The following is a 13757-nucleotide window of genomic DNA, read 5'->3' as shown; positions in this document are numbered from 1 at the left end:
GCCAAGGATCTTCACTCCCGTGTGCCCCGAAGGACCTCCGCCTTGTTGTCGATGGCGCAGTTCTCTCTGCGGCGGTGACCTGACGTGTCAGTAGATATGCGGACCTTCCTGGCGCACGTCGAGCTGGCCAACCCCATCACCACCGCCGCCGGCTGCGCCGCCTCGGGCCGCGAGCTGGCCCAGTTCTTCGACCTCCACCGCCTGGGCGCCCTGACCACCAGCTCGATCACCATGGCCCCGCGCGCCGGCCGCCCCACCCCCCGGATGGCCGAGACCCCCTCAGGCATGCTCAACGCCGTCGGCCTCCAGGGCCCAGGCATCGACGCCTTCCTCGAACGCGAGCTGCCCTGGCTGGCCCAGCGCGGCATCAGGACCATCGTGTCGATCGGCGGCGGCACCGTGGCCGAGTACTCCGCGCTGGCCCGCAGGCTGGCCGACGCGCCCGGCGTCACGGCGCTGGAGGTGAACCTGTCCTGCCCGAACATCGAGGACCGCGGCCGGGTCTTCGCCCGCGAAGGCAGCGCCGCCGCCGAGGTGATCGCGTCGGTGCGGTCCATCATGCGGTACGACGTGCCGGTGGTCGCCAAACTCGCCCCCGACGTGGCCGACATCGTGTCGGTCGCCCGAGCCTGCGTCGACGCCGGAGCCGACGCGCTGTCCATGATCAACAACCCGCTCGGCATGGCCATCGACACCGAGGCGCTGCGGCCCTCGCTCGCGGCCGTGACCGGCGGGCTGTCGGGACCGGCCATCCTGCCCCTGGCTGTACGGTGCGTGTGGCAGGTGCACGCCGCCCTGCCCGGGGTGCCGTTGATCGGCGTCGGCGGCGTGACGACCGGCAGGGACGCCTTCCAGCTCATCCTGGCGGGCGCCTGCGCGGTCGGAGTGGGGACGGCGCTGTTCCACGACCCCTACGCGTGCCTGCGCATCGAGCGAGAGCTTGAGGACCTGCTGAGGGCACGCGGCTTCCAGCGCCTGGCCGACGCGGTCGGCCTGGCCCACCGTCCGCCGGGGAGCGCCCCCCGGCACCTGCTCGTCGACTCCGAGGAGAGCTCCCCTTGACGCCCGCACCTATTGCCGTCGCCCTCGACGCCCCCGACCTGGAGACCGCCGCCAGATGGGCCGCCCTGGTGACACCGCACGTCACCACGGTGAAGATCGGGCTGGAGCTCTATCTGCGCTACGGCCCCGACGTGATCGCCTCGGTCCGCGGCGCGAGCGGCGTACAGGTCTTCCTGGACCTGAAGCTGCACGACATCCCCAACACGGTCGCCGGCGCGGCCAAAGCGGTCTCCCGCCTGCGCCCGGCCATCCTCACGGTCCACGCGGCGGGCGGCCCCGCGATGATCCGCGCGGCCGTCGAGGCGGCCCCGGACACCCAGATCGCGGCGGTGACGGTTCTCACGTCGCTGTCGGAGGCCGACCTGGGCCGCATCGGGCTCGCGGGCCCCGCCTCGGACGCGGTCCGTCGCCTGGCCGCCCTGTCGGTCGAGTCGGGGGCCACCGCCCTGGTGTGCTCGCCGCACGAGGTCGTCGCCCTACGGTCGGAGGTGGGGCCGGAGATCACGCTCATCACGCCCGGCGTACGACCGGTCGGGGCCGACAGCCAGGACCAGGCGCGGGTCGCGACGCCCGAACAGGCGCTGGCGGACGGCGCCGACCTCCTGGTCATCGGCCGCCCGATCACCGCCTCCCCGGACCCGGGCGCCACGGCGGCCGCCATCGCGTCCTCCTTGCGCCGCACGATCCCCTCCTGAGGGCTTCTGGCGCCCTTCATGGAGTGGTCCTTCTTTCATAGGGGTCCGTCCGTGAGAACCCGTTTGTGAGGGCGGGGGCCTGTCTGTGAGGGTTCGCTTGTGAGGATGAGGGCCCGTTCGTGAAGGGCCACTCGTGAAGGCGAGGGGCTGTCTGTCAGGGGGCTCGGACCTGTTGGTGAGTTCGGGCGCCTGTTCGTGGGCCCGGTCTGTGTGGGCATGAGGGGAACTGCCACTCGCGCTCGCGTGGGGCTCGGACCCCGGGCGAGCCGGGCAGCGACTCCCGTCGTGGTGCGCCTTCAGCCCTCGCGCAAGGCCGCCTGGACGTCGTGCGCCGATGTCCAAGGCGCCACCGCCTTTGGCGGGCCGACCGGCCGCGTGTGGCTCGGTCCCCCGTAGGGGCAGGGCTGGCGGCCGCTCTGGTCGTGAAGCGTCAGCCCGGTGCCGGGTCGGCCGGACGTCATGCGGTGGTGCCCTGCGCGCCACCGCGGGGTGTGCGGAGCATGCGGGTACGGCTCGGGCCCACGGCGACGCGGACCCACGTAGGCCGCCCTCCGTGGACACGCGCTACGGCGGGTGGCCGTGTACGCACGGTGAGCGCCTCCCCGGAGAGATGGCGGTGCCCGGGGATGCCTCACAGCGACCGTACATGATCGTGAAAACACTCCCGCAGCGCGCGCGGACGCCCACCTCGGGCGGGGTTTCGGACCCGATCCCGCGCACGTTTCGGACACCTCTCCCTGACGGGTAGGTGATCATCATCGTACCCCGCCCGCGCTTCCTGTGTGTAAGGAAGAAGCGGGAAGTGAAGGCGATTTGATCAGCAGTCTGTAGTTTTCCAGACACAGAGAGTGATGAAGTGGATTTTGTGAGGGGAGAAACTGGGTTTGACGTTGCTTAGGGGGCGATGACCAGCTAGTTTCCCTTCCCGTCCGAGTACATCGACAGAAATTCGAGGTGACCCGGCGTGGCTCTTCCTCCCCTGACCCCTGAGCAGCGCGCCGCAGCCCTGCAAAAGGCTGCCAAGGCCCGTAAAGAGCGTGCCGAGGTCAAGAACCGGCTCAAGCATGGCGCGGTTTCTCTGGCTGAGGTGCTCAAGGATGGGCAGACCGACGACGTCATCGGCAAGATGAAGGTGTCGGCCTTGTTGGAATCGCTCCCAGGCGTGGGCAAAGTCCGCGCCAAGCAGCTCATGGAGCGGCTTGCCATCGCCGAGTCCCGCCGCGTGCGGGGTCTCGGTGCGAACCAGAGGGCCTCCCTCGAGCGCGAGTTCGGTGGCAACGAGAGCTAATCTCGGTTCCACACGAAAGCGCAGGTTCAATGGGGGGTAGGAAGTGACCGACCGGTCCAGGTCTGGCAGTGTTTGGGCCCATGAGGCAGTTGGATCTGGAACGAGGGTCGGCGACTTCCTCCCCTCGAGTGAGCGGCGCCTGACGGTCCTGTCGGGACCGTCGGGCGTCGGTAAGTCAACGGTCGTCGCCGAGATTCGGCGGGCACACCCTGAGGTGTGGCTGTCGGTCTCGGTGACAACCAGAAAACCCCGGCCCGGCGAGGTGCACGGGATCCACTACTTCTTCGCCGACGACGAGGAGTTCGACCGGCTCGTGGAGTCGGGTGAGCTGCTCGAATGGGCGGAGTTCGCGGGCAACAGGTACGGCACGCCGCGCGCGGCCGTGCTCGACCGGCTCGCCCAGGGCATGCCCACGCTGCTCGAGATAGACCTGGAAGGCGCCAGGCAGGTACGCCGGAGCATGCCGGACGCCCTGCTGGTCTTCCTGGCCCCGCCCTCCTGGGAGGAGCTGGAGAAGCGGCTCCGCGGCCGCGGCACCGAGCCCGAGGACGTCATCGCCCGCCGGCTGGAGGCCGGACACGTCGAGATGGCGGCCGAGAAGGAATTCGACCTCACGCTGGTGAACACGAGTGTCAAAGAGGTGTGCCGCCGGCTGATAGCCTTGATGACTGACCCTCAGGGGGTCATCAAAACCACCAACCGAGAGGTCTGACAATCGTGGCAGGAATTGCCCCGGTCGCAGAGGGCATCACCAACCCGCCGATCGACGCGCTGCTCGACATCGTCGACAGCAAGTATTCCCTGGTGATCATGGGTGCCAAGCGCGCCCGCCAGATCAACGCCTACTACTCCCAGCTCGGCGAGGGCCTGCTCGAATACGTCGGACCGCTGGTCGAGACGCACGCGCAGGAGAAGCCGCTGTCCATCGCCCTGCGCGAGGTCGCCGAGGGCCTGCTCAACGCCGAGCCCATCGAAGGCGCGGTCTGACCCTTCACATGAAGGTCGTCCTGGGCGTCAGCGGGGGCATCGCCGCGTACAAGGCGTGTGAGTTGTTGCGCCTGTTCACCGAGTCTGGGCACGAGGTGCGGGTCGTCCCGACCCGCGACGCCCTGCGATTCGTGGGCGAGCCCACCTGGGCGGCACTGTCCGGCAACCCGGTGACGACCGACGTGTGGGACGACGTTCACGAGGTGCCCCACGTGCGGATCGGCCAGCGGGCCGACCTCGTCGTGGTGGCGCCCGCGACCGCCGACGTGCTCGCCAAGGCCGCCCACGGCCTGGCGGGCGACCTGCTCACCAACACGCTGCTGACCGCGCGCTGCCCGGTGGTGTTCGCGCCCGCGATGCACACCGAGATGTGGCAGCACCCCGCCACCCGCGCCAACGTCTCGACGCTGCGCGAGCGGGGCTCCGTGGTGATCGATCCCGCGGTCGGGCGCCTCACCGGCGCCGACAGCGGGCCCGGGCGTCTGCCCGATCCCGCCGAGATCTTCCAGATCTGCCTGCGCGTACTGGCCGGACGTCCGCGAGACCTGGCCGGGCGGCATGTCGTCGTCTCCGCCGGCGGCACCCGCGAAGCCATCGATCCGGTCCGCTACCTGGGCAACCGATCCTCCGGGCTGCAGGGCTACGCCCTGGCCCGCACCGCCGTCGCCCGCGGGGCCCGCGTGACCCTGGTGGCGGCCAACGTGTCGCTGCCCGATCCGGCAGGGGCCGACGTGGTGCGGGTCGAGTCGGCGGCCGAGCTGCGCGAGGCGGTGCTGACCGCCTCCACCGCCGCGGACGTGGTGGTGATGGCGGCGGCCGTGGCCGACTTCCGGCCCGCCGCCCGGCACGACTCCAAGATCAAGAAGTCCGACAGCGACCCCGACCCCATCCATCTGGTGAAAAATCCGGACATCCTGGCTGAGTTGGGGGAGCGCCGACACGCCGGCGGGCCGAAGCCCGAGGTGATCGTCGGGTTCGCGGCCGAGACCGACGACGTGCTCGCCAACGGACAGGCCAAGCTCGCCCGCAAGGGCTGCGATCTGCTCGTCGTCAACCAGGTGGGCCCCCACCTGGCCTTCGGCACGCCCGACAACGCCGCGACCGTGCTCGTCGCGGGCGGCGAGCCGGTGGAGATCCCGCGCGGTCCCAAGGACGACGTCGCCGACGCCGTCTGGGATCAAGTCGCCAACCTGTTGCGGCATCCCCAAACGCCTGCCGATACTTAGTCAAAAGGGGGCAAAAGGGGGCGGGGAATGCCGGTGAGTTCCGCTGTCAGGGAACGCTGCAGGACGTTGCTCGGCGAACAGGGGGAGATCCGTTACGTCTTCCCCGCGCTGTCCTTAGGACCGCAGGACACGGCGAACTTCCTGATCGTGGTTACCGACAAGGCCATCTCCATCCTCGCCACCAGGATGCTCAGAAGTGACCGCCCGGTCGCGGTCCACGCGACGTTCCCGCGCCACACCAGGCTCGGGCCGATCATGCAGGCTTCCCTGCCGGTGATCGAGCTGGGCGTGATGGCCTTCGAGTTCGAGGAGGAGTACGCCGCCGTGGTGGCCGCCGCCGACGCGGAGATCTTCGCGCCGGAGACACTGCCCCCCGATCCCCTGCCCGACCTGTGAAGGGCCCGTTTCGCGACATGCCGGTGGGTAGGGCTAGACTTCGGCGAGGCACTGGCCGGGGTGTACAGTCGCCGGAGCCCGCACGTCCGTCAGCAGCCGCTGCATGAGGAGCCACTGAGTTGTCACGTCGCCTGTTCACCTCCGAGTCGGTCACCGAAGGCCACCCGGACAAGATCGCCGACCAGATCAGTGACGCGATTCTCGACACCATGCTCAAGGACGACCCCAAGAGCCGGGTCGCCGTCGAGACGATGATCACTACCGGCCAGGTCCATGTCGCAGGCGAGGTCACGACTGAGACCTACGTCGACATCCCCGGCGTCATCCGGGAGAAGATCCTGGAAATCGGCTATGACGCCTCCCACAAGGGCTTCGACGGCGCCTCCTGTGGCGTGTCGGTGTCCATCGGGGCGCAGTCGCCGGACATCGCCCAGGGCGTTGACGACGCCTACGAGCACCGTGTCGACGGTGACATCGACGAGCTCGACCGTCAGGGCGCGGGCGACCAGGGCCTGATGTTCGGCTACGCGTGCCGCGAGACGCCCGAGCTGATGCCGCTGCCGATCACGCTCGCGCACCGGCTGGCCCAGCGCCTGTCCGAGGTGCGCAAGTCCGGCACCGTCCCCTACCTGCGGCCCGACGGCAAGACCCAGGTCACCATCGAGTACGACGGTGACCAGCCGGTCCGGCTCGACACCGTGGTCGTCTCGACGCAGCACGCGGCCGAGATCGACCTCAAGGAGATGCTGACGCCCGACATCAAGGAGCACGTGGTCGACCCCGTGCTCGCGGGCCTCGACATCGACATCGAGGGCTACCGCCTGCTGGTCAACCCGACCGGCCGGTTCGAGATCGGCGGCCCGATGGGCGACGCCGGCCTCACCGGACGCAAGATCATCATCGACACCTACGGCGGCATGGCCCGTCACGGTGGCGGCGCGTTCTCCGGCAAGGACCCGTCCAAGGTCGACCGCTCGGCCGCCTACGCCATGCGCTGGGTCGCCAAGAACGTCGTGGCCGCCGGGCTCGCCGACCGCTGCGAGGTCCAGGTCGCCTACGCCATCGGCAAGGCTCAGCCGGTCGGCCTGTTCGTCGAGTGCTTCGGCACCGAGAAGCTGCCGGTCGAGAAGATCCAGGCCGCCGTGCTCCAGGTGTTCGACCTGCGCCCGGCCGCGATCATTCGCGACCTCGACCTGCTGCGCCCGATCTACTCCGAGACCGCCGCCTACGGGCACTTCGGCCGCGAGGGCTTCTCCTGGGAGTCGACCGACCGCGCCGAGGCGCTGAGGTCCGCCGCCGGTCTGTAACGCGATCGCGCTGGATGCCGCATCCCCGACTGTGGGGTGCGGCATCTGCGCGTTCACGGCGGGGGCCGTCCCCGGAGGCGAACCTGGGGGCACGTAACGTGGTCTTCTTGGATCTTCCGGAAACTGAGGAATGGATCATGCCATGGCGTGCCACGCCGACCAGCTTCGTGGGTCGCCGTCAGGAGGTCGCGGACGTCCGGCGGATGCTCCAGCGCCGCCGCCTCGTCAGCGTCACCGGCATCGCCGGCGTCGGCAAGACCCGGGTGGCCATCCGGGCGGCCCAGCTCATGCGGCGGGCCTTCACCGACGGCGTCGAGTTCGTCGACCTGTCCGGGCACACCGACCCCGCCTCCCTCGAACAGGTCATCGCCCAGGCCCTGGACGTCACGGGTGACCTGACCGCGCAACTGTCGCGCCGTCGCCAGCTCCTGGTGCTCGACACCTGCGAACACCTGGCCGACGCGTGCTCCGGCCTCGTACGCTCGCTGCTGCGCGCCGCCCCCGGCCTGCACGTGCTGGCCACGAGCAGGCAGGCGCTGCGTGTCCCCGGCGGGCAGGCGCTCATCGTCCGGCCGCTGGCCGTACCCGGTGGCGAGTCGGCGCTCGCCGACGTGGCGCGGGTCGAGTCGGTGTCGCTGCTGCTGGACCGGATCGCGGCCGTCGATCCCGGCTTCGAGCTCACCGAGCGGAACGCGGCGGCCGTCGCCGAGGTCTGCCGCCGCCTGGAGGGCATCCCGCTGGCCATCGAGCTGGTGGCCGCCCGTGCGCGGCACCTGCCCGTGGACGAACTGCTGACGCTGATGGACGCGTACGGTCCGCTGGGTCCGCAGCGTGGGCACTCGACCATGCGGGCGGTGATCGCGTGGAGCCACGAGCTCTGCTCGCCCGAGGAACGCCTGCTGTGGGAGCGGCTGACCGTGTTCGCGGGGACGTTCGAGCGGGCGGCGGCCGAGGCCGTCTGCTCCGGCGGCGCGCTGCCCGCCGCACGGGTGTACCCCACGCTGGCGTCGCTGGTCGAGAAGTCGATCGTGACCGAGGAGCGGGACGAGCGGCGCACGGCGTACGGCATGCCCGACAGCGTGCGCGAGTTCGCCGCCGCCCGCCTGGAGGGCACCGGCGAGCAGGAACGGCTGCGGACACGCCACCGCGAGCACTACTACGCCGTCGCCGAGGCATTCGGCGCCGAGTGGCCGGGCGGCCGGGCCGACTGGGCGAACCTGCGGGCCGCGCTGGAGTCCTTCGCCGCCGACCCGGCCACCCGCGAGCGCGGGCTGAGGATGGGGCTGCGGCTGGGCCGCCTGTGGGCGTTCGGCGGGCCGGCCCGATACGGCCGCCGCTACCTGGCGCGCCTGCTGCCCATCACCTCGTGCCCCGATTCGGTACGGCTCCGCGCCCTGCTGCAGGTCGCCCAGCTGGCGGCGGGTGGAGGCGACCTGACCGCGGCGCGCGAGGCACTCGACGAGGCCGAGGCGCCCGCGGCGCGTGTGGGCGCGTGCGGCGGCTGCCACCTGGCCAAGACGCGCGGCACGGTCAGCCTCTGCGCGGGCGATCTGGCAGCGGCCGAACGCCACCTGACCGAGAGCATCAACGGCCTGTCGCCCGACGGCGTGGTCGACGCCACCGTCGAACTGGGCGTCACGCTCATGCTCGCCGGCCGTACCGGAGAGGCGGACGAGGTCCTCACCCGAGCCCGCGCGCTCTGCGGGGAATCAGGCGACGCCGCCACCGCGGCCTGGACGGAGCTCGCACTCGCCCTGGCCCGGCGGGCGGCCGGCCGGTACGCGGAGGCGGACACCCTGGCCACGGCGGCGCTGCGGACACAGGTGGCGCTGCACATCACGTTCGGGCGGGCGCTCTGCGTCGAGGTCCTCGGCCGGCTCGCCGCCGACCAGGGCCGCCCCGCGCGCGCCGTACGGCTGCTGAGCGCGGTGCAACGTTTGTGGGGGTACGAGGTGAACCCGCTGCTCGGCGCGCCGATCCTCGCCGCCGAACGCGACCCCGACCAGCGGGAACTACGCGAGACCCTCGGCCGCCAGTACGGCAAGGCCGTCGCGGCAGGCCGCGCCATGTCGGCCGAGGAGGCGATCGCCGAGGCGCTCTCCGCGGGCGGCGCCCCACCGGTCGCGGTCGTACCGTTCTGGGCGCCGCTCACCCCGCGCGAGGCGGACGTCGCCGAACTGGTCGCCGACGGGCTGACCAACCGGCTGATCGCGCAGCGGCTGCTCGTCGCCCGGCGCACAGTGGACTCCCACATGGAGAACATTTTCGCCAAACTCGGATTCTCCGGACGGGGTCAGGTCGCCGCGTGGGTGATGGGGCGGCGGCAGCGGGAGAACGGCTGAGCCCGAGGGCCTCCTGGGAGCCACCGGTCCGACAGGTAGCGGGCGTTGCCTACTGGCTGGGTCTGGTAGACGTAATGCGTGACCGACTCCGATGCCCTCCTGCCGCTCGACGCCGTGCGGAGGGCAGAGCCGTCGAAGCCCGGCAAGGGAGCGCCGGTCCCCGCTCCTTCGCGGCCGGTGGCCCGGGTGGCGGTCGACAACCCGCTGCCGCACCTCGACCGGCCGTTCGACTACCTGGTGCCGGCGTCGATGCACGAGACGGCCGAGCCGGGGGTGCGGGTGCGGGTGCGGTTCGCGGGCCAGTTGGTGGACGGGTTCGTGCTCGAACGGGTCGAGGAGAGCGACCACACGGGCAAGCTCACCGCCCTCGAACGGGTCGTGTCGGGTGAGCAGGTGCTGACCGGGGAGATCGCGGGTCTGGCCAGGGCGGTCGCCGACCGCTACGCGGGCACGCTCGCCGACGTCCTCCGCCTGGCCATCCCACCCCGCCACGCCAGAGCCGAAGCGACCACCCCTAAGCCCGCCGCCACGGCCGGCACACCCACGGCTTCGCCGGCCCAGCCCGCCGGCCCGGCTGCCCCAGCCAATGACATCTCCAGCGGTCCGGTTGCCGGCCCATCCAGCCGTCCCACGAGCGACACACCCGGAGGCACTCCGGCCGGAGCGGACAGCGGGCACGGCCCGGCTGCCGGCGGCGGGCCCCGGAGCGCGCCGGTCGAGGCCGGGAACAGGCCCCGGAGCGCGGTGGTCGAGGCCGGGGACGGGTCTGACCGCGCGTCCGCCGGGCCCTGGGACGACTACCCGATGGGGCCGTCGTTTCTCGACGCGCTCCGGAACGGCAGAGCGCCCAGGGCCGTCTGGTCGGCGCTGCCCGGCGCCAAGGGCTGGGCCGGGGCGGTGGCCGAGGCGGTGCGGGCGACGCTCGACGGTGGGCGGGGAGCGGTCGTCGTGGTGCCTGACGGCAAGGACGTGGCGCTGGCCGATGCCGAGCTCACCCGGGTGCTCGGCGACGGGATGCACGTGGCGCTCACCGCCGACCTGGGCCCGGCGGAACGCTACCGGCGTTGGCTGCGCGTCCTGAGAGGGCAGGTAAGGGCGGTCGTGGGGACCCGGGCCGCCACGTTCGCCCCCGTGGCCGCGCTCGGCCTGGTGGCCATCTGGGACGACGGGGACGACCTTCACGCCGAACGGCTGGCTCCCTACCCGCACGCCCGCGAGGTCCTCGCCCTGAGGGCCCACCGTACGGGCGCGGCCATGCTGATCGGTGGCTACACGCGTACCGCCGAGGCCACGCAGCTCATCGCCAGCCGCTGGGCCAGGCCGATCGTCGCCCCCCGCGCCACGATCAGGAGCCTCGCCCCCCGTGTACATCCCGCCGGAGAGGACGCCGAGCTCGCCAAGGACCAGGCCGCACGGCAGGCGAGGCTGCCCAGCCTGGCCTGGCGGGCGCTTCGCCAGGGGCTGGAGTCCGGTCCGGTGCTGGTCCAGGTGCCCCGGCGCGGCTACCTGCCCGCGCTGGCCTGCCAGAACTGCCGCGCCCCCGCCCGCTGCGCGCTCCCGCCCACCCGCCTCAGCGTCCCCACGGCTTCCGACGCCCAGGCGAACGAGCCACACGCCGTACCGGGCCCCGCGGTGGCGACGACGGCCGGCCGCAGGTCGGCCGTCGGGACGAAAAACGGAGGCGCGAAAAACGGAGGAACGAGGCGCGGAGCGGCGAAGGACGCGGGCGGATCAGCCGCAGGGCCGGCTTCCGGCGGCGGATCCGCGGAAGGTCTATGGCTCGGCAGCGGGCTGGCCGACCTGCCGGGGTCCGGCGGCCGGGCGGGTGGCCTGCCAGGGGCCGGTGACCGTCCGAACGAGAGGCCGGGGTCCGGTGACCGCCCGGGCGGAAGATCGGGGCCCGGTGACCGCCCGGGCGGAAGATCGGGGCCCGGTGACCGGCTGGGCGGAGGCCCGGGGTCCGGTGACCGGCCGGTCGAGAGGTCGGGGTCCAGTGACCGATCGGCCGACCGGCCGGGATCACGTGACAGCTCGGTCGAAGGGCCGGGATCCAGTCGCGGACCGGCTGAGAGTCTCGGAGGCCCCACCTCCATCGGCGAGGGGTCGCGGAGCCCGTCCTGTCATGGCCCGCTCGCCCTCCGAGGCGGTCACACCGCCCCCTACTGCCGCTGGTGCGGCCGCGTGGACGCCGGTTGGCGGTGCCCGAACTGTGGTGGCCGCCGACTCCGTGCCGTCGTCGTGGGCGCCCGCCGTACCGCCGAGGAGCTGGGCAGGGCGTTCCCGTCGGTCCCGGTACGCACGTCCGGCCGCGACGGCGTCCTCGCCACCGTGCCCGCCACCCGCGCCCTGGTCGTCGCCACGCCCGGCGCCGAGCCGGTGGCCGAGGGCGGTTACGCGGCGGCCGTGCTCCTCGACGGGTGGGCGCTGCTCGGCCGGGCCGACCTGCGGGCCGCCGAGGAGGCGCTGCGCCGCTGGACGAACGCCGCCGCCCTGCTCCGGCCCGGCGCCGAGGTGGTGGTGCTCGGTGACGCCGGGCTGCCGGCCGTACAGGCGCTGGTGCGCTGGGACCCGATCACCCACGCCGAGCGCGAGCTGGCCGAACGCGCCGAGCTGGGCTTCCCGCCCGCGGTACGGATGGCGACGCTCACGGGTGCGGCCGCCGCCGTCCGGCAGATGCTCGACGAGACCCGCCTGCCGGACGGCGCGCAGGTGCTCGGCCCCGTGCCGGTGGACGAGGCGGGCCGGGAACGCGCCATGATCCGCGTTCCGCGCGGCGGCGGCGCCGCGCTGGCCGCCGCGCTCAAAGGGGCCAGTGGGGTACGTGCGGCGCGTAAGGCGCCTGATGTCGTCCGGGTGAGCGTTGACCCCCTCGACCTGATTTAGGCGGTTTCCCCGATTCGCTCATCTGTAAGCCAGCCGTTAGCGTGCCCCTGTGTCGATCGAATGGGTGAACCAGGCCATCGACGACCTCCGTGCCTGGGGGCGTGCGCGGGGTGTCGTGGTGGACGCGGACGAGGTCCGCTTGCTCTGCGACTACGCCAGCGACTATCTCAACGTCAACGAACTGGGCGACTTCACTCCCGCGACCTTCGACGAGCTGCTGCTGTCCATCTACCCCCGCAAGGTCATCGCGCCGCCCGAGAGCGCGCAGGAGACCGTCGCCGCCGCCCGTACCCTCGTCGACTACCTGCAGCAGTCCGGCGCGGTCGATGCGGAGACCGTGGCGGCCATGCGTGAGGAGCTGGCCGGCATCGAGCCGAAGATGCCGGAGGCGCTCGCCGACACGGCCAACTTCGGCATGGCCAAGAGCCTGTTCAGCTCCATCGGCCCCGAGTCGCTTGAGCAGTCGGTCGCCATCCCCTCGGGCGAGCTGCCCGACCTCGGAGAGGCGCCCTGCGACTGCCCGGGGTGCGCCCCGCTGCCCGCCGTACGGCTGGCCGAGCCCGGCACGCTCCTGGCCGAGCTGGCGAACGTGCCGCTCCTGGCCGGGGGAGACGCCGGACCGTACGAAGAGCTGCGAGAAGAGCTGTGGCGTGATGGTGGTGACGATCCGCTCCAGACCTGGGCCGAGATCGTCGCCCATGTCGTCGAACGCGACACGCGCGGCACGATCACCGGCGCGGCCGAGCTCGACGAGGAGCTCTACGACCTGTTCGACATGCTCTACCGGCTGCGGGCGCCCGCGCCCGTCACCATGATCGGCGACTACCTGGAGGAGGTCGCCGACGCGGGCGGCGCCGATCTGGGCGCGGTGCTCGACCGGCTGGCCTGGTGCGGGATGGTCGTGGTCGAGGGCGACAGCGCCGGGCTCTCCCCGCTGGCGGTGTGGGGGCTGCGCGAACACTACCTGGCGCTCGGCCTGGACGCCCCGCAGGCCGCCGACCTGGCCGAGGCCGACGCGACCGGGCTCATCGAGGGGCTGCTCGACGGCATGCCCACCGAGCTGGCCGAAGAGGACATCAGCCGCTGGCTGGCCGGGCGCACCCCGATCACGGCGGCGGCCGAACTGCTCGCCGCCGCGTCCGGCGCCCCGGCGGTGGCGCGCGGCATCGCGGTGACCATCGTCGACCGGCTCGGCGCCGAGGCGGAGCCCGAGGTACGCGCCTGCCTGGAGGACCAGGAGCTGCGCCCGCACGCCATCCACTGGCTGACCGCCAGGGGGCTGGCCGCCCCGCAGCTCAGCCAGGAGGAGCTGCTGTGGGTCAGCATCGACATGCTGGCCCTGGCGCTGCCCGCGGCCGAAGAGGACCCCGAGATCTTCGCCGAGAACATGTCCGCCTCCGGCCCGCCCGCCCACCTCATCGAAGAGATGTGGCGGGTGGACCACCCGGACGTCGTCGATGTGCTGGAGCTGCTCGGACGCTCGCTGCCCGACGGTACGGTGGCCAAGGCCGCGCGCAAGGCCGCCTTCAAAGCGCGCTCCCGAGCCATCCGTTGAGTACGTTCATGTGACT

11 protein-coding genes are annotated in these 13757 nt (G+C 72.2%); all 11 read left to right on the top strand.

Annotated elements, in window-relative coordinates; all coding sequences use genetic code 11:
- Positions 1–84 precede the first annotated feature (84 nt).
- The 11 genes from ACGFNP_RS09345 to ACGFNP_RS09295 all read left to right on the top strand — a co-directional run bounded on the left by ACGFNP_RS09345 (position 85) and on the right by ACGFNP_RS09295 (position 13741).
- Entirely contained in the window at positions 85–1062 is a 978-nt protein-coding gene (locus tag ACGFNP_RS09345) for a dihydroorotate dehydrogenase (RefSeq protein WP_308127197.1), read from the top strand.
- Positions 1059–1757, top strand: coding sequence for an orotidine-5'-phosphate decarboxylase (gene pyrF / locus ACGFNP_RS09340; protein ID WP_358318513.1), 699 nt, complete (start codon positions 1059–1061; stop codon positions 1755–1757). Before ACGFNP_RS09345 ends, pyrF begins: the two co-directional genes overlap by 4 nt.
- Before the next feature lie 964 nt (positions 1758–2721).
- Positions 2722–3045: an integration host factor, actinobacterial type gene (mihF, locus tag ACGFNP_RS09335; protein ID WP_214637712.1), complete on the top strand. Its 324-nt coding sequence runs from the start codon at positions 2722–2724 to the stop codon at positions 3043–3045.
- A 139-nt stretch (positions 3046–3184) separates the two neighbouring features.
- Positions 3185–3757 (top strand): guanylate kinase, encoded by a 573-nt coding sequence (gene gmk, locus ACGFNP_RS09330; RefSeq protein WP_358319171.1) that lies wholly within the window; start codon positions 3185–3187, stop codon positions 3755–3757.
- Between the two features lie 5 nt (positions 3758–3762).
- Complete coding sequence (gene rpoZ / locus ACGFNP_RS09325; RefSeq protein ID WP_214637710.1) at positions 3763–4032, top strand: DNA-directed RNA polymerase subunit omega; 270 nt, start codon at positions 3763–3765, stop codon at positions 4030–4032.
- A gap of 8 nt (positions 4033–4040) precedes the next feature.
- Positions 4041–5258: a bifunctional phosphopantothenoylcysteine decarboxylase/phosphopantothenate--cysteine ligase CoaBC gene (coaBC, locus tag ACGFNP_RS09320; RefSeq protein ID WP_393316526.1), complete on the top strand. Its 1218-nt coding sequence runs from the start codon at positions 4041–4043 to the stop codon at positions 5256–5258.
- 27 nt (positions 5259–5285) lie between these two features.
- Positions 5286–5654, top strand: coding sequence for a hypothetical protein (locus tag ACGFNP_RS09315; RefSeq protein ID WP_358318515.1), 369 nt, complete (start codon positions 5286–5288; stop codon positions 5652–5654).
- Between the two features lie 119 nt (positions 5655–5773).
- Positions 5774–6961 carry a methionine adenosyltransferase gene (metK, locus tag ACGFNP_RS09310; protein ID WP_358318516.1) on the top strand — a complete coding sequence of 396 codons (1188 nt, stop codon included), beginning with the start codon at positions 5774–5776 and terminating at the stop codon, positions 6959–6961.
- Positions 6962–7098: 137 nt separating this feature from the next.
- Positions 7099–9303: an ATP-binding protein gene (locus ACGFNP_RS09305; protein WP_393316522.1), complete on the top strand. Its 2205-nt coding sequence runs from the start codon at positions 7099–7101 to the stop codon at positions 9301–9303.
- Positions 9304–9381: 78 nt separating this feature from the next.
- Positions 9382–12186: a primosomal protein N' gene (locus ACGFNP_RS09300; RefSeq protein WP_393316519.1), complete on the top strand. Its 2805-nt coding sequence runs from the start codon at positions 9382–9384 to the stop codon at positions 12184–12186.
- Between the two features lie 49 nt (positions 12187–12235).
- The gene (locus tag ACGFNP_RS09295; protein WP_393316516.1) at positions 12236–13741 is read left to right on the top strand and encodes a hypothetical protein; all 1506 of its coding nucleotides are present in this window, start codon (positions 12236–12238) and stop codon (positions 13739–13741) included.
- Positions 13742–13757 lie beyond the last annotated feature (16 nt).

This window comes from Nonomuraea sp. NPDC049269, assembly GCF_043197155.1.
Taxonomy (GTDB): domain Bacteria; phylum Actinomycetota; class Actinomycetes; order Streptosporangiales; family Streptosporangiaceae; genus Nonomuraea.
This window is presented reverse-complemented; position numbering and strand designations above follow the sequence as displayed.

What these genes read in the sequence shown, in the direction of transcription:
- coaBC (WP_393316526.1), top strand. Translation starts at nt 4,041, where the DNA reads ATGAAGGTCGTCCTGGGCGTCAGCGGGGGCATCGCCGCGTACAAGGCG.
- ACGFNP_RS09315 (WP_358318515.1), top strand. Translation starts at nt 5,286, where the DNA reads ATGCCGGTGAGTTCCGCTGTCAGGGAACGCTGCAGGACGTTGCTCGGC.
- ACGFNP_RS09305 (WP_393316522.1), top strand. Translation starts at nt 7,099, where the DNA reads ATGCCATGGCGTGCCACGCCGACCAGCTTCGTGGGTCGCCGTCAGGAG.